25 protein-coding genes are annotated in these 19469 nt (G+C 65.9%); 13 read left to right on the forward strand and 12 right to left on the reverse strand.

Annotated features, from left to right (window positions below; genetic code table 11):
• Positions 1 to 10: 10 nt before the first annotated feature.
• The 3 genes from VJV41_RS19310 (at position 11) to VJV41_RS19320 (ending at position 2417) form a co-directional block, all read left to right on the forward strand.
• Complete coding sequence (locus tag VJV41_RS19310) at positions 11 to 892, forward strand: TIGR03854 family LLM class F420-dependent oxidoreductase (protein WP_325336587.1); 882 nt, start codon at positions 11 to 13, stop codon at positions 890 to 892.
• 120 nt (positions 893 to 1012) lie between these two features.
• Complete coding sequence (locus VJV41_RS19315) at positions 1013 to 1516, forward strand: protein disulfide oxidoreductase (RefSeq protein WP_325336588.1); 504 nt, start codon at positions 1013 to 1015, stop codon at positions 1514 to 1516.
• A gap of 13 nt (positions 1517 to 1529) precedes the next feature.
• Positions 1530 to 2417 carry a cytochrome c biogenesis CcdA family protein gene (locus tag VJV41_RS19320; RefSeq protein WP_325336590.1) on the forward strand — a complete coding sequence of 296 codons (888 nt, stop codon included), beginning with the start codon at positions 1530 to 1532 and terminating at the stop codon, positions 2415 to 2417.
• Here the strand turns inward: VJV41_RS19320 and VJV41_RS19325 are convergent.
• Both VJV41_RS19325 and VJV41_RS19330 read right to left on the reverse strand, forming a co-directional pair.
• Positions 2359 to 2676, reverse strand: a complete 318-nt coding sequence (locus VJV41_RS19325) for a hypothetical protein (protein WP_325336592.1) — start codon at positions 2674 to 2676, stop codon at positions 2359 to 2361. The two genes, VJV41_RS19320 and VJV41_RS19325, sit on opposite strands and share 59 nt — an antisense overlap.
• Positions 2677 to 2862: 186 nt before the next feature.
• Complete coding sequence (locus VJV41_RS19330; protein ID WP_325336594.1) at positions 2863 to 3429, reverse strand: chorismate mutase; 567 nt, start codon at positions 3427 to 3429, stop codon at positions 2863 to 2865.
• 317 nt (positions 3430 to 3746) lie between these two features.
• Between VJV41_RS19330 and VJV41_RS19335 the strand changes: the two genes are divergently transcribed.
• On the forward strand, positions 3747 to 3974 hold the full coding sequence (locus tag VJV41_RS19335; RefSeq protein WP_325336596.1) for a hypothetical protein: 228 nt from the start codon (positions 3747 to 3749) through the stop codon (positions 3972 to 3974).
• A gap of 14 nt (positions 3975 to 3988) precedes the next feature.
• Here the strand turns inward: VJV41_RS19335 and VJV41_RS19340 are convergent, their stop codons facing one another.
• On the reverse strand, positions 3989 to 4195 hold the full coding sequence (locus tag VJV41_RS19340) for a hypothetical protein (RefSeq protein WP_325336598.1): 207 nt from the start codon (positions 4193 to 4195) through the stop codon (positions 3989 to 3991).
• Between the two features lie 42 nt (positions 4196 to 4237).
• Entirely contained in the window at positions 4238 to 4462 is a 225-nt protein-coding gene (locus VJV41_RS19345) for a DUF1918 domain-containing protein (protein WP_325336600.1), read from the reverse strand.
• A gap of 141 nt (positions 4463 to 4603) precedes the next feature.
• On the opposite strand from VJV41_RS19345, the gene VJV41_RS19350 reads away from it, so the two are divergent.
• The gene (locus VJV41_RS19350) at positions 4604 to 5578 is read left to right on the forward strand and encodes an alpha/beta hydrolase family protein (RefSeq protein WP_325336602.1); all 975 of its coding nucleotides are present in this window, start codon (positions 4604 to 4606) and stop codon (positions 5576 to 5578) included.
• On the opposite strand, the gene VJV41_RS19355 is transcribed toward VJV41_RS19350, so the two are convergent.
• Positions 5575 to 6486: a helix-turn-helix domain-containing GNAT family N-acetyltransferase gene (locus tag VJV41_RS19355; protein WP_325336604.1), complete on the reverse strand. Its 912-nt coding sequence runs from the start codon at positions 6484 to 6486 to the stop codon at positions 5575 to 5577. The genes VJV41_RS19350 and VJV41_RS19355 overlap by 4 nt on opposite strands.
• 158 nt (positions 6487 to 6644) lie before the next feature.
• Between VJV41_RS19355 and VJV41_RS19360 the strand changes: the two genes are divergently transcribed.
• A complete protein-coding gene (locus tag VJV41_RS19360) occupies positions 6645 to 7529 on the forward strand; it encodes a cyclopropane mycolic acid synthase family methyltransferase (RefSeq protein WP_325336606.1) in 885 nt (294 codons plus the stop codon).
• On the opposite strand, the gene VJV41_RS19365 is transcribed toward VJV41_RS19360, so the two are convergent.
• Entirely contained in the window at positions 7516 to 8370 is an 855-nt protein-coding gene (locus VJV41_RS19365) for an alpha/beta hydrolase (RefSeq protein WP_325336608.1), read from the reverse strand. The two genes, VJV41_RS19360 and VJV41_RS19365, sit on opposite strands and share 14 nt — an antisense overlap.
• A 57-nt stretch (positions 8371 to 8427) precedes the next feature.
• On the opposite strand from VJV41_RS19365, the gene VJV41_RS19370 reads away from it, so the two are divergent.
• Positions 8428 to 9060 (forward strand): TetR/AcrR family transcriptional regulator, encoded by a 633-nt coding sequence (locus VJV41_RS19370; protein WP_325336610.1) that lies wholly within the window; start codon positions 8428 to 8430, stop codon positions 9058 to 9060.
• Here VJV41_RS19370 and VJV41_RS19375 read toward each other — a convergent pair.
• Together VJV41_RS19375 and VJV41_RS19380 are read right to left on the reverse strand one after the other, a co-directional pair.
• Positions 9038 to 10102: an S-adenosylmethionine:tRNA ribosyltransferase-isomerase gene (locus VJV41_RS19375; RefSeq protein WP_325336612.1), complete on the reverse strand. Its 1065-nt coding sequence runs from the start codon at positions 10100 to 10102 to the stop codon at positions 9038 to 9040. The two genes, VJV41_RS19370 and VJV41_RS19375, sit on opposite strands and share 23 nt — an antisense overlap.
• A complete protein-coding gene (locus tag VJV41_RS19380; RefSeq protein WP_325336614.1) occupies positions 10099 to 10818 on the reverse strand; it encodes an SDR family oxidoreductase in 720 nt (239 codons plus the stop codon). Before VJV41_RS19380 ends, VJV41_RS19375 begins: the two co-directional genes overlap by 4 nt.
• Positions 10819 to 10866: 48 nt before the next feature.
• Here VJV41_RS19380 and soxR point away from each other — a divergent pair, with 48 nt between their 5' ends.
• Both soxR and VJV41_RS19390 read left to right on the forward strand, forming a co-directional pair.
• The gene (gene soxR, locus VJV41_RS19385) at positions 10867 to 11340 is read left to right on the forward strand and encodes a redox-sensitive transcriptional activator SoxR (RefSeq protein ID WP_325336616.1); all 474 of its coding nucleotides are present in this window, start codon (positions 10867 to 10869) and stop codon (positions 11338 to 11340) included.
• A 42-nt stretch (positions 11341 to 11382) separates the two neighbouring features.
• Complete coding sequence (locus VJV41_RS19390) at positions 11383 to 11934, forward strand: hypothetical protein (protein ID WP_325336618.1); 552 nt, start codon at positions 11383 to 11385, stop codon at positions 11932 to 11934.
• A 6-nt stretch (positions 11935 to 11940) separates the two neighbouring features.
• Here the strand turns inward: VJV41_RS19390 and VJV41_RS19395 are convergent, their stop codons facing one another.
• The 4 genes from VJV41_RS19395 to VJV41_RS19410 all read right to left on the reverse strand — a co-directional run bounded on the left by VJV41_RS19395 (position 11941) and on the right by VJV41_RS19410 (position 14617).
• Positions 11941 to 12453, reverse strand: coding sequence for a GNAT family N-acetyltransferase (locus tag VJV41_RS19395; protein ID WP_325336620.1), 513 nt, complete (start codon positions 12451 to 12453; stop codon positions 11941 to 11943).
• Between the two features lie 4 nt (positions 12454 to 12457).
• Positions 12458 to 12835: a DUF393 domain-containing protein gene (locus VJV41_RS19400; protein WP_325336622.1), complete on the reverse strand. Its 378-nt coding sequence runs from the start codon at positions 12833 to 12835 to the stop codon at positions 12458 to 12460.
• Positions 12836 to 12913: 78 nt separating this feature from the next.
• Positions 12914 to 13945, reverse strand: coding sequence for an agmatinase (speB, locus tag VJV41_RS19405; RefSeq protein WP_325336624.1), 1032 nt, complete (start codon positions 13943 to 13945; stop codon positions 12914 to 12916).
• 258 nt (positions 13946 to 14203) lie between these two features.
• Positions 14204 to 14617 carry a thioesterase family protein gene (locus VJV41_RS19410; protein ID WP_325336626.1) on the reverse strand — a complete coding sequence of 138 codons (414 nt, stop codon included), beginning with the start codon at positions 14615 to 14617 and terminating at the stop codon, positions 14204 to 14206.
• A 23-nt stretch (positions 14618 to 14640) separates the two neighbouring features.
• On the opposite strand from VJV41_RS19410, the gene VJV41_RS19415 reads away from it, so the two are divergent.
• The 4 genes from VJV41_RS19415 to VJV41_RS19430 all read left to right on the forward strand — a co-directional run.
• The gene (locus VJV41_RS19415) at positions 14641 to 15831 is read left to right on the forward strand and encodes an aminotransferase class V-fold PLP-dependent enzyme (RefSeq protein ID WP_325336628.1); all 1191 of its coding nucleotides are present in this window, start codon (positions 14641 to 14643) and stop codon (positions 15829 to 15831) included.
• Positions 15832 to 15903: 72 nt separating this feature from the next.
• The gene (locus VJV41_RS19420; RefSeq protein ID WP_325336630.1) at positions 15904 to 16785 is read left to right on the forward strand and encodes a hypothetical protein; all 882 of its coding nucleotides are present in this window, start codon (positions 15904 to 15906) and stop codon (positions 16783 to 16785) included.
• A gap of 28 nt (positions 16786 to 16813) precedes the next feature.
• The gene (locus tag VJV41_RS19425; protein WP_325336632.1) at positions 16814 to 17761 is read left to right on the forward strand and encodes a threonine/serine dehydratase; all 948 of its coding nucleotides are present in this window, start codon (positions 16814 to 16816) and stop codon (positions 17759 to 17761) included.
• Positions 17762 to 18404: 643 nt separating this feature from the next.
• Positions 18405 to 19469: DUF7159 family protein (locus tag VJV41_RS19430; protein WP_325336634.1), on the forward strand; the 1065-nt coding region annotated here is incomplete at its 3' end.

The raw sequence follows: 19469 nt of genomic DNA on the forward strand, positions 1-19469 counted from the left end.
GGAGGTGCACGTGAAGATCCGCTTCGGCGTCGGACTGGGCGCCGACACGGGCCCCGACCAATTGGCAGCCGTCGTCGACCATTTGGAAGCGACCGGCGTTGATTCGCTGTGGTTCTCCGAACTCGTGTATTCCAAGGCCGTCGACCCGTTTGTCGGTATGGCTTTCGCACTGGCCAGGACGACGAACTTGAAGGTGGGCACCTCGGTCGCGGTGCTGCCCGGGCGCCACCCCGTGCTGGTCGCCAAACAGCTGGCGTCGCTGGCCGGTCTCGCACCCCGACGGGTGCTTCCGGTATTCGGCCTGCGCTCGGCGATTCCTGCCGAGCGCGAGATCTTCGTAGTCCCTGACGGCGAGCGCGCTGCGGTTTTCGACGAATCGCTGCGGCTGCTGAGATCTGCCCTGCAAGACGGCGATGTCGCGTTCGCGGGTGACTATTTCGCGGTGAGTTCTGCCGGTGTCCAGCCGCGCCCGACCAAGCCGCTGGACATCTGGCTCGGTGGGTCCGCGCCCGGGGCTTTCCGCCGCATCGGCCAGCTCGCCGACGGCTGGCTGGGGAGCTTCGTCACGCCCGGCGAAGCGCGCCGCGGCCGCGAGCAGATCCAGCGGGTGGCGGCCGCATCGGGCCGCGAAATCGAGCCCGATCACTTCGGCATCAACCTCGCGGTCGGCGACGGCGAGCTGTCGGACGAATTGGTTGCTGCGGTGAAGCGGCGCAGGCCCGACATCGACGCTGCCGACCTCATCGCCGAGGACTGGCCGCAACTTCATCGCCACCTCGATGCATACCTGGCGGCCGGATTGACCAAGTTCGTCATTCGATCCGCGCGACGGACCCCGATCGACGAGTTCATCGACCGATTCGTCGCTGAACTGTTGCCGCGGCAGAACTAGGACGCCCATGCGCTGGGCGTACCCGGCGCCCTGCTGCTTGAACCGCGTGCGTGTAGCCACCGTGTTTAGAAATGTGACCTCCGGTCACTCGCAAAACAGGCTGAGTGAGAGGAGATGGGGATGAGGGCTCGATTCTCACGGTTAACCAGATCGTTCGCGTTGGTGCTGGCGGCCGCCGGACTGGTGCTGGGCGTCGTCAACGCGCCGACCGCGGTCGCCGACGATCGTTTGCAGTTCACCGGCACGACGCTGTCGGGCGCGCCCTTCAACGGGGCGAACTTGGTCGGCAAGCCCGCGGTGCTGTGGTTCTGGACGCCGTGGTGTCCGTTCTGCAACGCCGAAGCGCCCAGCGTCAGCCAGGTGGCGGCCGCCAATCCCAAGGTCACGTTCGTCGGCGTGTCGGCGCGCTCCGATGTGGCGGCCATGCAGGCCTTCGTCTCGAAGTACAACCTCAACTTCACGAACCTCAACGATGCCGACGGTTCGATCTGGGCAAGGTACAACGTCCCGTGGCAGCCGGCCTACGTGTTCTACCGTGCCGACGGTTCGTCGACGTTCGTGAACAACCCGACGGCGGCCATGCCTCTGCAGGAGCTGACCGACCGGGTGGCCGCGCTCACCTAGGCGACGGCGCACCGTGCACCAAGAGCTGGTCGCCTTGGCCTTCGGTGCCGGACTCGTGGCGGCGCTGAATCCGTGCGGTTTCGCGATGTTGCCCGCCTATCTGGCATTGGTGGTGCGCGGTGAACGAGCGGGTCAGCTGGCGGCGGTGGGCCGGGCATTGGCCGCCACCGCGGCAATGGCCGCCGGATTTGTCGCCGTGTTCGGCAGCTTCGGACTGCTGACCGTATCGGCTGCCGCGACGGTGCAGCGCTACCTGCCGTACATCACGGTAGCGATCGGGATTGCGCTTGTGGCCCTTGGCGTTTGGCTGCTGATCGGTAGAGAGTTCATCGTGAGCGCTCCAAAGCCGTCGGCCCGCTGGGCGCCGACCGCGCGGCTTGGCTCGATGTTCACCTACGGGCTGAGTTATGCGGTCGCATCGCTGTCGTGCACGATCGCACCGTTTCTCGCGGTCACTGGAGCCGGGCTGCGCGACGGGTCGGTTGCCGGGACCGTGGCGATCTACCTCGCCTATGCCGCCGGTTTCACGGTAGTGGTCGGCGCGCTTGCGGTCGCCGCGGCTATTACGACGTCGGCGGTCGCCGATCGAATTCGCCGAATTGTGCCGTACGTCAACCGAATAAGTGGCGCTCTTCTGGTCGCGGTCGGACTCTATGTCGGCTATTACGGGCTCTACGAGGTGCGGTTGTTCACCGCCAACGGCAATCCGCGGGACCCGGTGATCGCGGCCGCTGGCCGCATCCAAGGCGTGATCGCCGGTTGGGTCCATCAGCACGGCGGATGGCCCTGGATCGTCGCGCTGGTGGCGTTGCTGGTCGTCGCAACCGTCGCGGTCTGGCGGGCTAGTCGCGCCGCGAGATATCACCGTGCAGATCGGGCCACGGTGGGCGACGAATCATAGCCAGCCCGGCCAATGTTGCCGATACGAGCCCGACCAGGATGCCCATCATCGCGATGCGTTCGGCGTCGACGGCAGGCATCCATGCCACCTTTCCGTCTTTGATCACGAACACGCCAGCCGGCTTGACGCCTCTGCGGACCTTGGTGACCGGGATGACGGTTGTCCCGTCGGCGGTTTCGTGCGGCTGACCGAACACACGTGAGGTGTCGGGGTCGACGTCCAACCCGTCGATGATCGGTCGTGCTTCTCGAAGATTCATGCCATCCTCCGTTGATCGTCGGTGAGTTTCGAACCGTAGCTCAGTCCTATTAGGTGATCGTTTCATCGGATGCCGTAAGGAGGGTCGTGATGGTGATTGTCGCGGGGCACGTCGTGGCCGCCACCGTCTGCGAATACGACGTCAGCGACGAGCGGAAGCTATTTTGACGAGCTGCGGCCGGATCACTCAGGACTGGCAGTACGACCGCGTCACGAACGAAAGCGCCTGTTGATACAGCGGATCCAAGCCGCGAGCGTCGACAACGGCGCTTCTCGCATCGTCGACCCTGCTGGTGCAATCGAGCGAGTGCAGCACGGGCCACACGACAGCGAGCTGTTCGACCATCACCTTGTTCAGCCGGTCGATGGTCGCCCGTGACGCGGATAGATCCGGCGGTGCGACCGGCGCGCTGGCAGGGTCGAACTTCCACTGCGCAAACCTCGTGTATTCGATTGCCTCCGTGGCACTTATCTGATCGGTAAAGATCCGTCTGGCATCCTCGGGGTCGATTCCCCGGCCCGCGGCGTCGGCGCTCACCGCCGTCAGGACTTGCTGCACCCGCTGGGGATCTTCGATCGGGTCGTGGGTCTTCCACTTGGTCGCGGCAACCGGTTCGGCGGTCTGCAACCGTTTCGCGGCAGCGTCGACCAACTCGAAGACGGGGTTGTCGTCGTCTGCGTGCGCCGGCGCTGCGATGGTCATCGCGGCCAGCGCCATCGAAACCCACCACGTCGCCATGACTTGTTTGCTCATTGACCGCACCTTGCCTCCCCGCCACGATCCTGCCATCACCAGGGGAGGTCTCGGTGGGCAAGCCGGACGGGGTGGCCGAGGACGCCGTATTCCGGCACTCTGGCTAACGTCGTTTCGGATACGGGATTCAGCAAGGCGGGCGCCACATTCAGCCTGGAGTACACGGCTGTATGCGCGGTGAGCAGCCATTACCCGGGTTTGTCTCAACCTAGCCGTCACCGCCGCGCAGCTCAGTTAGAGCAAACCGGCATGCGCTATTGTCGCGCGCGTTACATTGAGGTCGTCGGTCACCAAAGTACGACCAACGGGGGATAGCCATGACCGTCTCAATCCCGCATCGAAGAGAGGTCGACGACGAAGCGCAGCCCACCAGCCTGGTGGCGCTGCTCCGCGAACTCGGCCTCAACCGGGCATCGGTCGAAAAACAGAAACCCGCGTTGCGGGCCTGGCTCGCCAGCCATCCGGCGAACAAGATGCTCCGAGTCAGCATGCTGTGCAACGGCTATGGGCTGCTTCTCAAAGAAGATACGGTCGCTCACAACTGATTTCGGCCGGATTCTCAGCGGTCGAAATCCGAATCGTCGCTTGGCGCGGCGATGGCCTGTTCGATCAGGTCGGCCTCATTCGCGTCCGACTCTCGCGCGCTCGTAATCCGCGCTGCGTCCCGCCAGGTGTCTTCGTCGTCGACATCGACGGGGATGAGTTGTTCTGCCGCATCGGCTTCCGGTGCGTCGTCGTCGAATCCGCGCCCGTCCTGTTCGGGCATGATCGGCCTCCGTTCCTTGGCAGAGCGGCCACTGAAGCGCGGTTACCGCTGCTGAGCCCGCGCGTCTGCCGCTTCCTGTTCGGCAGCGGTGACGACGAGTGCGTCCGGGCCTGGGTACACCGTCGCGATGTGATCGGTGCTCAGCCACCGGACCACATACGGCGGTGACCCGTCGGCTGAGCGGACTTCGGTGATCACTCCCCGCTGATCATGTTGTTCGACGGTGGTTCCCTTGACCACAAGGAAGTCGCCCACTTTGGCCTTCATCGCCTGCTCCTCTCTTTTGTCAGCCGGCATCGAACCCCGAGTACGTAGGCAATTGTCCTCCCATCGCGCTCACCGCCAAGGTGTAACCGACAGTTCGTGGCCCGCGATTAATTCCGTATACGCACGACAGGACGAAGGACTATGAACGCTAATCACCAGGCACGCAGGAAGTGGACCCGCCGGATCTCGGCGGCAGCGGTGGCGGCGGCATTGCTGCCCGGACTGATCGGGGTCGTCGGTGGCACACCGACGGCCGGGGCGGCGGTCGAAGTTCTCAGTGTTCCGTCGCCATCGATGGGGCGTGACATCACTGTGCAGTTCCAGGGCGGCGGCCCCAAGGCGGTCTATCTTCTGGACGGGCTGCGGGCGCGCGACGATCGCAACGGCTGGGACATCGAGACCGGAGCGTTTCAATGGTTCGACGGATCCGGGCTGTCCGTCGTCGCACCTGTCGGAGGTATGTCCAGCTTCTACACCGACTGGTATCGGCCGGCCGTGGGCAACGGCACGACCCAGACCTATAAGTGGGAGACCTTCCTGACCTCGGAGCTGCCGGCTTGGCTGGCCGCAAACAAGGGCGTGAGCGCGAGCGGCAACGCCGTCGTCGGATTGTCGATGTCAGGCAGTGCAGCGCTGATTCTGGCCGCTTACCACCCGGGCCAATTCGTCTACGCAGGTTCGCTGTCCGGCTTCCTCAACTTGTCGGCCGGCCTGTGGCCCGTGCTGGTGGGCGTCGCGATGGGCGATGCCGGCGGGTTCAACGCGCTCGACATGTGGGGGCCGTACGGCGGGCCGGCATGGCAGCGCAACGACCCCATGCTGCGCATCGGGAATCTGGTCGGCAACGGCACCCGCATCTGGGTGTACAGCGGGAACGGGAACCCGACGGATCTCGATGCCGGGCTGGGTAACGCACAGATACCCGCACAGTTCCTGGAGGGCCTGACGATCCGGACGAACAAGGATTTCCAGGCCGCCTACACGCGCGCCGGTGGACGCAACGGGGTGTTCAACTTCCCGCCCAACGGCACGCACAGCTGGGGCTACTGGGGTGGCCAGTTGCAGGCCATGAAGCCGGATATCCAGCGGGTGCTTGGCGCCGGGCCTGCGGCTTAGAGGTCTCGCGACCAGTATTCGCCGACGAGGTCGTGGCCAAAGCTGTGGTGCGGTTCACGGCGATCACACTGAAAGCCGGCCCGCTCGTAGATTCGGCGTACGGCGAGTAGAACGTCGTTGGTCCACAACGTGATTCGTTTGTAGCCCGCCCTGCGGGCGAATCGCAGGCATTCGTCGACCAGGCGGGTGCCCACACCGCTGCCACGGGTCGACGGCTCGACCAGCAGCAGTCGCAGCTGAGCTGTGTCGGCATCGGCCGCGGTGCAGAACACGCAGCCGACCCGTTCGCCGTCCAGTTCGGCGATCCACGCAGCCTCGCGTTTGGTGGCGTGGCGTTCGGCGAAGTCTGCGACGATGCGGGCGACCAACGTCTCGAATGTGGTGTCCCAGCCGTATTCGGCGGCGTAGCGCGCACCGTGGCGTTCGACCACCCAACCGAGATCACCCGGTGCGGGCGGGCGAAGGACCAGAGCGCTCGACGATGGTTCGTCGCCCAGTGTGCGGCGGATGCGGCCCATGGCGGTGACGAGCTCGGCGCGTTGAGCATCGTCCAACGGCGTCAGCAGGGAGTCGATCGCGTCGGCCTGCAAGCGGTCGAGGTCCGCGAACGCCTTGTGACCCTCGGCTGTGAGCCGGACGACCTGGCGGCGCCCGTCGGTCGCCGACTGCTCGCGGGCAACGAGGCCGGATTCGGTGAACCCGGAGAGGATGCGGCTCAGATACCCGCCATCCAGGTCGAGATGGCGGCGCAGGTCCGAGACGGATACGTCGTCGCCATGCGCCAACTCGAAGAGCACGCGTGCCTCAGTGAGTCCGAACGCTGACCCGACGAGATTGGGCCGCAATAAGCCCAGCACCCGGGAGTAGAACCGGTTGAATCCGCGAACGTCATCGGCGACGGTGGCCATAGTTGACATCGTCAACGGATTCGATGACTTTGTCAACGAGCTTTGGGGCTGGGATCTGTCCTCGGCTACTGTGCGTAAACTGCGCAGACGACGGGGGAGGCTCTCGAACCGCGGGGGGCCTTCAAACAAATCCAAAACCACACGTCAAAGGCTGCACCGTGCCAGAAAAAACGAGCGACACCCAAGGCTTGAAGCCGCACTTCGACGACGTGCAGGCGCACTACGACCTGTCCGACGACTTTTTCCGGCTCTTCCTCGACCCCACGCAGACCTACAGCTGCGCGTATTTCGAGCGCGATGACATGACGCTCGAGGAGGCGCAGATCGCCAAGATCGATCTGTCGCTGGGCAAACTGGACCTCAAGCCAGGCATGACGCTGCTCGATGTCGGTTGCGGCTGGGGCGCGACCATGATGCGGGCAATCGAGAAATACGACGTCAACGTCGTCGGTCTGACGCTGAGCAAAAACCAACAGGCCTATGTCGAGGAGCGGTTCGCCGAGTCTGACAGCCCGCGCACAAAGCGGGTACTGCTCGAGGGCTGGGAGCAGTTCCACGAGCCGGTCGACCGGATCGTGTCGATCGGCGCGTTCGAGCACTTCGGCGCCGACCGCTACGACGACTTCTTCAAGAAGACCTATCAGGCGCTTCCTACCGACGGCAGAATGCTGTTGCACACGATTTGCAAGCCGAGTGACCAGGAATTCGTTGGGCGCGGGTTGAAGCTGACGATGCGGCTTGTCCGCTTTATCAAATTCATCATGGACGAGATCTTCCCCGGCGGCGAGCTGCCGAAGGTGGCAGTGGTCGAGGAGCATGCGACCAAGGTCGGCTTCGAGGTGAGCCGGGTCCAGTCACTACGGCTGCACTACGCGAAGACGTTGGACATCTGGGCCACAGCGCTCGAGGCCCGCAAGGACGAGGCGATCGCGATCCAGTCCGAAGAGATCTACGAGCGCTACATGAAGTACCTGACCGGTTGCGCCGATCTGTTCCGCGACGGCTATACCGACGTGTGCCAGTTCACGCTCACGAAGAGCTAGGGGAGTTCTTCGCGCCGACGGTCGCGACTGCGTCGATCACCGCACCCGGGTTGTCCAGTGAGACAAAGGTTCTCGCGTCCGGCACCTCGATCAGGGTCGAGTTGGGAAACACCGCCGCCAGCCGGCGGCCCAGCGCAGGGGTGAAGCAACGGTCGCGCTGACCCCACACGATCGTCACCGGTTTGGTGAATCGTCCCAATCGGGTGGACACATCGGTCAGGTCGGTCTTGGCCACTTGGCGCAGCAGCCTGGCGAGGTCGCGTCGGATCCGCACGTCGGTACGGCCGGGTTCGAGCCAAGATCTCGTCAACTGGGGATCGGGCCGGAACAGCAGCCCGAAGCCGAGAGGTGAGTGACGCAGAGGTGTCAGCCTCATCTGTTCGAACAACGCCTTGATCGAGACCGGCCCCCGCAGCAGCGCGAAGACGAGAGTGAACGGGAACGGCGGGAACTTGTCGAACGCATCGCAGTTGGTCAGCACCAGGCGGCCGACGTGCTCAGGGTGGGCGTCCACCACCAACTGGCACAGGCCACCGCCGGTGTCGTTGCCGACGAGCGTCACATCCGAAAGACCGAGGGCGGCTACGAAGTCACGGATCATCGTCGCGACGCCGCGCGGCGAGAGCGCCGCTGGGACGTCGACTGGGATCGTGTGCGAACCCAGCGGCCAGTTCGGCAGGTAGCAGCGGAACCCCTGACGGGCCAGGCCTTCGGCCACCCGGTCCCACAGCCGGCTGTCCACCAGGATCCCGTGCACAAACACCACGGGTGGATGAGGCGAGTCCTCCGGACCCAACACGCGGTAGTCGATCGTTGCCTGATCCAGCCTCACTTGCGGCATCTTCGCTATCCTTCCAGTACTTACAAACACTCGGTATGAAAGTTACGTGCAGGTTGTATGAAAGTCAATGACGATGTGGCCGCCGCGGCCTCCGGTCGGCGCACGCAGGCCGAGCGGACGGCGGCAACGCGCGCCCTGTTGGTCGGCGTCGCGCGAAAGTTGTTTGCGGAGAAGGGCTTTACCGAAGTCTCCACGCAGGCGATCGTCGCGGCGGCGGGCGTCACTCGCGGCGCGTTGTATCACCAGTTCGACGACAAGGCGGGGCTGTTCGCCGCCGTCTACGAGGAAGTCGAACGTGACCTCGTCACCGATATCGCGCGCCAGATCGCCGACGACCAGCCGGCCGACCCGTTAGAGGCGATGCGGGTCGGGGCTCGGCTGTTTCTGGATCGCTGTTCGGCACCCGACGTGCAGCAGATCGTGCTGATCGACGCGCCCGCGGTGCTCGGCTGGGATCAATGGCGCGCGGTCGGTCTGAAATACGGACTCGGCGTGATCGAGGGGATGCTCGCACACGCGATCGCCGAGGGCGCCATACCCGAACAGCCGCTGCGACCGACCGCGCATGTGCTACTCGGTGCGCTCGACGAGGCGGCCTTGTTCGTATCCCGCGCAACGAACCGCGACCAGGCACGCACGGAGATGGACGCCGTATGCGATCGGCTGATCAGCGGGATCGCCGGGCGGTAGGCAGCAGCAGCGCGCTGTCGCCGAACTCGTGCCACAGGTAGCCATGGGTGATCGCTTCGCGATACGCAGCGCTCACCAAGTCGGGGCCCGCGACGGCCTCGAGCAGCAGCAGATGAGACGCACCCGCGTCGTGCCAGCCGGTGATCAGGCCGTCGACCACGCGCACCGCTCGGTTGGGCCCGAGCACCAAGTCGGTCCAACCCGTCGCGGCGCCGACCCGACCGTCGGCCGTCGCCGCGGACTCGAGCGCTCGGGTCACCGTCGTCCCGACCGCGATCACAAGCCCGCCTCCCGCGCGTGTCATGTTGACCAGCCGGGCCGTTGCGGGCGGGACCTCGAAGGGCTCCGGGATGGGCGGCTCACCGGGGCCCGCGGACGAGACGCCGGCGTGCAAAGTGATCGGCGCGATCGTGATTCCGGCCGAGATCAGCTCGGTCACCAGCGTGGTGCTGAAGGGCCTTGCCGCACTGGCTATCTCGGCGCTGCCTGGCCGCCGCGCGAACACCGTCTGGTAGCTGGCCAGTGGCCAGCGCTGCGGCACGTAGCTGTAGCGAATCGGACGTCCGTGGCGGTTCAGGTAGGACATGACGTCCCCCTCGATCGCCAACCGCGACGTCCACAAGCGGCTGCCTGCCACGCCACGCCTGGGATAGGACGCCATCACGACGAGCGCCGCACCGTCGGGGAGCCCGATGCGTTCGCCGGGCTCGACGTCGGGCAGAGGGCCTGTGGCGTCGGCGGCAGGCCGCAACTCGACTACCCACACGTGATCGTCGAGCACGGTGGAGAAGTGCGCCGCGATCGGGGTGTCGCCACGGGTGGCGTCGACTGCGGCCGGCAAGGTGGCGGAATTGTTCACGACGAGCAGATCGCCGGGCCGCAGGTGGTTGGCGATATCGGCGAACCGGTCGTGCATGACGACGTTCGGCTTGGCAACAAGTAGTTTGACGCCATCGCGGGCGACGCCGTGCGCCTCCGGCGGTTCTACGGCGTCAGATCCCGGCGGACGGGTGAAGCCCGTGTGCGGGACTGCGAGGGTCATGCGTCGGCTCCGACCACCAGCAGGTCCGATGCCCGGTAGCGGCCGGCCTGCGGCCGCGTGTCGAGCAGCCGCAGCAGCGCCGGTACGACCGACTCAGGTTCTGCGCGGTCGGAGATGTCCTCGCCAGGAAACGCCGCCTGGTGCATCTCGGTGCGCATGTCGCCCGGGTCGAACGCATAGACGCCGATGCCGGGATTCTCGGCAGCGAGGATCGCGGTGAGGTGGTCGAGCGCCGCCTTCGAGGACCCGTAGCCGCCCCAACCTTCATAGGGCTCAACGGCCGCGTCCGAGGTCAGGTTGACTACGACGCCCTCGTTGGCCGTCAACGTCGGCAACGCGGCCTGGATCAGGGCCAGCGGAGCGAAGACGTTTGCGGTGTACACGGCCCGCAGTTCGGCGGCCAGGTAGTCGGCGAGCGGTGGTTGCGGGCTCGGGCCGAGGCGGCTGGCGTTGTTCACTAGTAGCCGCAGTGGTCCCGCGTCGACGGCGGCGACGATCAGTGCGGCGCGGTGTGCCGGGTCGGTGACGTCGCCGGGCACGGTGATCAGCCGCGGGGAGTTCAGCGCGGCGGCGGTGGCCGCCAGATCGGTGGCGCGTCTGGCGTCGGCCACCACCGTCCAGCCGCGGCCAAGTAGGGCCTGCGCCAGTGCACGGCCGAAGCCCTTGGAGCCGCCGGTGACGATCGCGACGGGAGAGATGTTCTGGAAAGTTGTCATACCAGGCATACTGGTAGTTGAAGTTAACTTTAAGTCAAGGGAGACCATATGGAAAGCCGAGACGTGTTGACGGTCAGCGAGGTCGCCGATCGCAGCGGCTTTGCGCCGTCGGCGATCCGCTTCTACGACAAGGAAGGGCTGATCACCGCCACTCGAACCAGCGGCGGACAGCGGCGATTCGAGCGAAACATGTTGCGCCGGTTGGCATTCATCCGCGCTGCCCGCAACGTCGGGTTGACGCTGGATGAGATCGCCGCAGCGCTGGAAACGTTGCCCGACAGCCGCACGCCGACGCGGGCCGATTGGACGCGGTTGTCGAAGGAGTGGCGCGAACGCCTTGATGGTCAGATCGCGGGGTTGATGGCGCTGCGCGACAGCCTGGACTCGTGTATCGGATGCGGATGCCTGTCGTTGAAGAGGTGTGCGATCTCGAACCCCGCTGATAGCGCTGCGCTGGCTGGACCCGGTGCGGTGTACCTGCCGAAGTCCTTGCGCCGCGCGCCTATTGGCCGACCGGCGTAGATTGGCGTCAGGCAGCTGTCGTCTTCACCGGTGGAGGCGTCGATGAACAGCAGGAGAGCTGACTGGCTTCGTTCGCCATGGTCCATGGTGTTGCTGCTCGCCGCGCTGGTGATGTCGCTGGTGCTGGGAACCGCCTGTGTGGTGATCGACAATCGGGCCGCCGACGCGGTGAGCGACGGGGGAGGGCTAACCGACCCGCAGGCCGTTGCCCAGATCGTGGACTCGGCCAAGCAGATCGTGCGCGTGGCGCAGTTGCGGGAAGTCGCCGGTGGCTACGCGTTCGTGTCGTGCCGAAATTCGAGCGAGCCGCCGTACCAGGTCGCCCTCTACATGAACTTCCGCCTACCGCAAGGCGATTCGGTCAAATATCTGCGTGATGTGGCGGCGGCGATGACCGCCAGCGGCTGGTCTGTCGCTCCGTCGACGGCCGAGCATTTCGGCTACAAGTTGACCAGGAACGGCGTCACATCGATCTTTCACCGCGATCCCAACGACGCGAACTCGGGCAATATGCGCCTCTACGGTGAGTGTCGCATCACCGCCGACCACCGCCACGACAACCCGGTGTGGACCGAGGTCACGCAGCTGGGCTGACCGCGATCAACCGCCGAGGCTTCGTTGCAGGAGCACGGTGTCCAGCCAGCGCCCATGCTTGAATCCCACTGCTTTGAGCCGCCCAGCGTCGGCGAATCCGCGGCTGCGATGCAGTGCGAGCGAAGCGTCACCATCCGTGTCGGCAATTACGGCGACGACCTCCCGGATGCCCGCGCGGGCGCAGTCGTCCAGAAGCCTGTCGAGTAGCCGGCCGCCGATGCCGCGTCCGAGGGCATGCGGGGCCAGATAGACGGAGTCCTCGACGGTGTGCCGGTAGGCGGGTCGGGTTTTCCATGGCGTGCAGTAGGCGTATCCGGCTACCTCGCCGTCGAGCGTCGCGGACAGAAAGGGCAAGCCGCCGGCCTTCACCGCGTCGAATCGTCGGCGCAGTTCCGGCACGTCGGGCGCATCGAGCTCGAACGTGGCCACTCCGGTGCGGACGTGGTGTGCGTAGATGTCGGCTATCGCGTCGAGGTCGTCGGACTTGGTGGGGCGAATAGTCAGATCCGGTCCAGACACGACGTCAGCAGGCGACCGGGTGCGACTCGCAGTACGGCGTCGTTCCGCGGAACCGGTAGCGGTGGTCGGCGACCCAGCGATACACGGCTTCCTGCGCCGTGCGGATACCCGGGATGCGGTAGATCAGCAGCGGCAGCCGGGTGCCCAGTGCCGCCGACAACGCCGCGTTTATCGCCTCTGCGCCGCCGTACACCTCACCCGAGTCGTCCAGCCACCACGACATCTCGAACATCCGTGACTCAGGAACGCCGAGGCGTTCGGCAGAGCCGGGCGCCTGGAACGTCTGCGTACGCACACCGCCCGTCCTGTCATGCCGCACGAGGAAATTGCGCGCCCGCGTGCACACTCCGCAGACCCCGTCGAAGAAGAAGACTCCGGACATACCTCCATTGTTCACCCGGGCGTGAGGGCTGCGACAGCCTGACGGGCCGAGATCACAGATGTGAGCCGCAGCGCGGCGTCAGCGCGCGGGCGGTCCCGGTTTGGCATTGGCGGCGTCGCGGCGACGGGCGGCCATGCCGGCCAATGACTCGAACACCACGCGGTGCGCAGCGTTGACGGTCAGCTCGGCGTGGTCGTAGGCGGGCGCCACCTCGACCACGTCGACACCGGCGACGTCGTGTTCGTAGCAGAGTTGACGCACCATCCGCAGCAGGTCGGCGCTGGTGATGCCGCCAGGCTCCGGAGTGCCGGTGCCCGGCGCGTGCGCGGGGTCGAGCACGTCGATATCGACCGATACGTACAACTTGTCGGCCTTGGCCAGCGCCTCGCTGACGGCGTCGCGCATCACGTCTTTGAAGCCGCGCTCCCAAATTTCCTGCATCGTGTGCCATGTCATGCCCTGCTCGAGCATCCACTCGAAGGTGTCCTGCGGCGGCCAGTAGCCGCGAAGGCCGACCTGCACGAAGTGGGTGCCCGGCACCGCACCCGATTCGATGAGCCGGCGCATCGGCGTGCCATGGCTGGCCAGGTTGCCCTCGATCTCGTCGGCGGTGTCGGCATGCGCGTCGAAATGGACGATGCCGACGTTGCCGTAACCGTGCACGTCGGCTACTGCGGTGGCTGCAGGCCAGGTGATCGAGTGATCGCCGCCCAGGATGACGGGCACGATGCCCCGCGATGCGATGGCGTGCACGCGCTCGCGAATGTTGGTGTGCGAGACCTCTGTCTGGCCGTGCGGGCAGTAAGCATCGCCGAAGTCCACGACCTCGAGCCAATCGAAAATCTCCAGGCCCAGATCCATGTGGTACGTGCCAGGCTCGTAAGCGGTGGCCCGAATGGCGCGCGGACCGAATCTCGCCCCCGGTCGGTTGGTCGTCGAAATGTCGAACGGCGCACCGACGATGGCCACATCCGGTCGCCACGACTCGAGTTGTTCGACCTCGGTCAAAAACGGCCGGTGCCCGAATGACACCACGCCGGCGTGGGGCAGCCCGAGTTGCTCGGCCATACCCGGCGGAAGGTCTCGCTGATGGTCATGATCGTGGCCCATTTGACGACGGTACCGCCCCGCGAGCCGGCATGTAGCTGCGCCGGCTGCCGAACTCGATGTCGGCGATCGGTTCGCGGCGGGCCTAACGTCTACCGCCTCGAACGTTCCTTACCGCTCGACATTCCGGCGATTTTTCGTGCGGTAACGAACGTTCGCCGCATGGGCCGGATGGCCTGGGCCGCAACCGATGTCAGCGATCTGTCTGGGTGGCCTACGTCGAGGCGACGGAGTCGTAGCCGGACCGGACGTGGTCCTCACTCATAGCACGGAGAGTGCGTCCCGCAAGTCAACTGGAATCGGCCGCTTGGCCCAGTCGTCGGTGGAAACCACCACGTAGACGTTGCGGCCGCGGACAGCGGCCTGCTCCTGGGTGTCCGCGTTGTGCCGCAGCACGGTGAACGCGAGGGTGAAGCTCGTGGACCCGATCCGCTCGCACTGCACAGCCACACGCACCGAATTGCGCCATCGGACCGGCGCCAGGTAATCGATCTCGCTGTGCACGACCTGGACGTCGTGGCCGGTAGCGATCAGGCCCGGGTACGTCACGCCGACGTGGTCCAAGAACCCTGTGCATGCCTCGTCGAACCAGGTGAGGTAGTGGCCGTTGAACACCACACCCTGCTGATCGACCTCCGCATAGCGCGGCACGACCGGCAGCGTAAACGCGTTCACGGCACCACAGTAATGTCCGGCTTGTGTCTGACATCGACATCGAGGCACTGCGCGCGAACACGCCGGGATGCGCACACCGCAATCACTTGAACAACGCGGGGGCCGCGCTGCTGAGCGCCACGACAATCAGCGCGATGGCCGACTATCTGGAGCGCGAAGCGCTGATCGGCGGGTATGAGGCCGCCGAGGAAGCCACCGCCCAGATCGGTGACGTTTACGCGTCGCTGGCCGAACTGATCGGCGCATCGCCGGAGCAGATCGCCCTGTTCGACAACTCCACCCACGCCTGGAACGCGGCGTTCTACTCGGTCCCGCTTCGCGCCGGCGACCGGATCTTGACCGGCCGTAGTGAGTACGGCAGCAGCGTGCTGGCCTACCTGCAGACCGCACAGCGCACCGGGGCCGAAATCGTGGTCGTGCCCAATGACGACAGCGGCCAGATCGACTTGGATGCCCTGGTGACGCTGATCGACGAGCGCACCAAGCTGATTGGCCTGACCTGGGTGCCGACCTCCGGCGGGCTGGTCAACCCGGCCGCGGAGGTCGGCCGCCTCGCACGCGCGGCAGATGTGCTGTACCTGCTGGACGCCACCCAGACCGTCGGCCAGTTCCCGATCGACGTGACGGCCGTCGGCTGCGACATGCTGACAGGCACCGGTCGCAAGTTTCTGCGCGGCCCGCGCGGCACCGGCTTTCTCTACGTCGCGGATCGCGCGCTCGACCGGCTCGATCCGGTCGTCGCCGAGATTCATTCGGCCACATGGGATGGCGGCCGATCCTTCACGTGGGCAGGCGGGGCGCGGCGCTTCGAGTCGTGGGAGAACAGCTACATCAACGTGATCGGCCTCGGCAGTGCGGTTCGTCAAGCCCTCGACATCGGGCTCGAACCGATCGGCAGGCGCAGTGCGGCCCTCGGCGCGCGGCTGCGCGCCGGCCTGGCGCAGATCGACGGTGTCAGCGTGCACGATCTCGGCCGCCGGCAGTGCGCGATCGTCACCGCACGAGTGGCCGGCGTGGCCACGGCCGCGGTCGCCGACGAGTTGTCGAGGCACGGCATCAACGTGACCACCACGGTCGCCGAGCACAACCAGTTCGACAGCGAAGTTCGTGACGTCCACCCGATGGTGCGACTGTCGCCGCACTACTACAACACCGAGGCCGAGATCGACCACGCCATCGGGGTCGTCCGGGCGCTGGCAGCCAATCGGCGATGATTTGCTGCGCCTTGGGTCGGCAGCGGTCCGGCGCGGCTACGATCTTCGCGTGATCACCCCGGAGCGATCCATATGACGGGCAGCGAGCAATGGCAGGCCCCGAGCACGGCTGGTGAGGGCCGCGAGACCCGGCAGCAGCCAGAAGAAACGGCTGAGCGAAGGGTGGCGGGCTGGCAGCGGGTGCTGCGGTGGGTTGCATGGCTGACCTTCTTGGGCCTGGCCGCCTATCACTCGCAAAGCGTTTATTTCTCCCCGATCGAGTGGGCTGCGCTGGTCGCAGCGATCGCCATCAGCATCTGGTGCCTCGCAAAGCCGTTGGGCGGGCCGAAGGTCGAGCTCACCGAACCCACTCACCTGCTCGGTGCATTCGTCTCTCGAACCAATTGGGGCCTGGTGGTTTTCGGCGCAATTCTCACACTCGGCGGCGTGGCGGGAAGCATGGCGGCCATCTACGACGTGGCCACCGGCCGCGCGACAGTCGGGAGCGTGATGCACGATATCGGCATCTTCATCGAGGGCTGGATTGCCGAGTTGGTCGCCGGCGGTGTCTACGACGCCGAACTGGAGAAGACCCACGCGTACGCGTTGTTCCTGCTACTGATACCCGGTCTGCTCCTGGTGTGGTTCAACCTGATTCCATTCTTGCAGCGCGGCAACGAGTTTCGCGTCGAGCAGGACGGTTCGGTCGCCGTGCGCCGAGGCGACGGCTGGGAACCGTTGCTGGAGTATCAATATTCGGTCGTGACGGCTGACGGCACGACCATCGATTTCACGCCCGGCGCCGACGGCCCACCCGCTGCGGTGTTACCGCAGGACCGCGTGTTCTCGCGTGAATACGGCGTGCGGCTGCAGAGCAATGTCAGCGCGGAGTTCTTCCGGCGGCTTCTGGCCGGCCGCGGATTCACCATCGAGGGCGCCGCTTCGGGCAGCAGTTTCATCGCACGGCGAATGTAGGTGGCAGTGTTCCGGGCAGACTGGACCTGTGCAGCTGGTAACCGTCGATGACATCCGCGCCGCCGCGGAGCTGATCCGCCCCTACGTCCTGCGCACACCGCTCGTCCCGGCCGGCTGGGCCGACGAGGACCGTCCGCTGTGGATCAAGCCGGAAAACCTGCAGTCGATCGGCGCGTTCAAGGTTCGTGGCGCCTTCAACGCGATCGGCCACCTCGACGAATCCGTCCGAACCCGCGGCGTCGTGGCCTATTCGAGCGGAAACCACGCTCAAGCGGTGGCGTATGCCGCGGCGATCTACGGTGTGCCGGCGCATCTCGTCATGCCGCGCGAAACGCCCGCGCTCAAGGTGGAAGCGACTCGCCGCCACGGCGCGGAAGTCGTGCTGTGCGGTCCGGGGCAGCGCGAGAAGGTGGCCGCAGAAGTGCTCGAGCGGACCGGCGGCGTGCTGGTACCGCCGTTCGATCATCCCGACGTCATTGCCGGCCAGGGCACCATCGGGTTGGAGATCGCCGAAGACCTGCCCACCGTCGAAAACGTCATCGTCCCGGTCAGCGGCGGTGGTCTGGCGTCCGGCATCGGCACGGCCATCAAGGCACTCTGCCCGACCGCGCGCGTATTCGGGGTCGAACCCGAACTGGCCGCGGACACCGCGGAAGCGCTTCGGTTGGGCCATCGAGTGGACTGGTCCATCGAGGACCGCAACCGCACGATCGCCGACGGTCTTCGATCGCAGCCATCGGACCTTACATTCGCCCACCTACAACAGGTGTTGGACGGCGTCATCACCGTGTCGGAGAACGAGATTCGGGAAGCCGTGCGTGAACTCGCCCACAAGGGCCATCTGGTCAGCGAGCCCAGCGGCGCGGTCGCACTGGCCGCTTATCGCCAGGGCGCAACACCATTGGGCCGCACGGTGATGATCCTGTCCGGCGGCAACATCGAACCCCTACTGCTGCAAGAGATCCTGGGGAAGTAGTGCCGTCCGCGATACCGGGATCACCAACGGGACTGAGACCGTGCACTTCTCGTGCATCGAATGCACCCAGGCGTCCTGCTCGGCGGCGGCCTTGAGAAACCGGCGCTTGCCTATCCATCCGCATGAACAGACGGCGCTCGAATGCGCCCATCCGTAGTCGTGCACGGCAACGATCCCACGGCCCAAAAGATCTGACCACGGTAATGCTGCAGCGTCGATAGGTGCCGCTAGGGTCATCCGTTAGCCTCCTACGTCGACCCGACCTCGTTGTCATGTCAGACGCTCGTGCAAGCGATCCGGTTCCATGCTGACCGTGATTCACGCCCAATGCGGTTGCGGACAGGTCACGAGTTGGCGACGCCGATCGCCGTGCGAATCTGGCGCAGCGTGCGTTCGGCGGGCCGGCCTTCCGTCTGCCCTACTGCTGGCATCGGGTTACCCAGCCACGCTGTCGATTGCCCCGCGGTCCGATAGTGCCGAGAGAATGGCCGGCAAAGGTGTGCTCGGGTGACTTACAGGACTTTCATGGGGCACAGCACATTTCGCGTCGCGTATGCCGCCGATGCCCGGAATGCCCGGTGAGCTGGGTCCGCCTCATGCAGGTAGTGTCACCCCGATAGGTGGACGTCCGAAGGGGTTGTAAGTGGACGCCGTACTCGGCTTATCAGTGACGCCGTCCGCCGTCGGTCTTGTGCTCGTCGAGGGACAGGACGCCGACGGCGCCACCATGGACCGCGACGCATTCGAGGTCGGCTCTAGAGGGCGCTCGAGTGCCCAGCGGACTTCCGAGCAGGCAGCCGCCGCCGTGATGCGCAGTGAAGCGATCGCCGCGACGCGAGGTCACCGTCTGCATTCCATCGGCGTGACATGGAGCGACGACGCCGATATCGAGGCTTCGCTGCTGCTGAAGTCCCTGACGGAGTCGGGATTCGACAATGTCGTGCCGGTCCGCCTGCCAGAGGCCACCGAGGCGCTGGCGCGGGGGATCGCCGACGTGATCGGCTACGAGACCACCGCGGTGTGCGTGCTCGAGCCGGACACCGTGATCGTGCTGATCGTCCATTCCCGCGACGATGCGGTGCAGACCGCGGTCCATCACGCGATCGTTACCGAAGAGGACCTGATCCGGTGGCTCAGCGGGGTGTTCACCCGCGCCGATTGGCAACCCAAGGCGCTGGTGGTCGTCGGGTCGGGCGGTGATGACGAGATCATGCCCATCCTCGAAGACGCCCTGTCGGTGCCGGTGTTCGCTCCGGCGGAAGCCCAGCTGGCACTGGCGCGTGGCGCGGCGCTGGTGTCGGCCCAGAACAACGAATCGGTATTCAGCGACGACGCCGACGACTGGGGTGACCGCCGCAAGGACTACGGCCGTCGTGTCTCGCAGGCGGGACCGCTGGCCCTGCTGGTTGCTGGTGTGCTGACCTTCGTGACTTCACTTTCCGTCGCGGTGAGCCTGCAACTCGCGCCGAAGAGGGAGTTTCCAGCGGCCGAGCCGCGGCCGGCGGCGAAGATCTCGCCCGAAACGCCGGCGGCCGTCACCCACCTTCCGCCGGTGCTTCCGCCGCCAGCGGTGCCCGCACCGGTCGCCGACGCGCCGCGGGTTGAGGCGCCGCCGCCGGTCTACAGCGAGCCGCCGGTCAGCCTTCCAGAGGCCCCGGTCTCGGTCTCGGACGCCCAGTCGGTCGAAGGTGTGCCCGCCGATGTGTCG

The sequence above is a fragment of the Mycobacterium sp. genome (assembly GCF_035274705.1).
In the GTDB taxonomy this organism is placed as follows: domain Bacteria; phylum Actinomycetota; class Actinomycetes; order Mycobacteriales; family Mycobacteriaceae; genus Mycobacterium.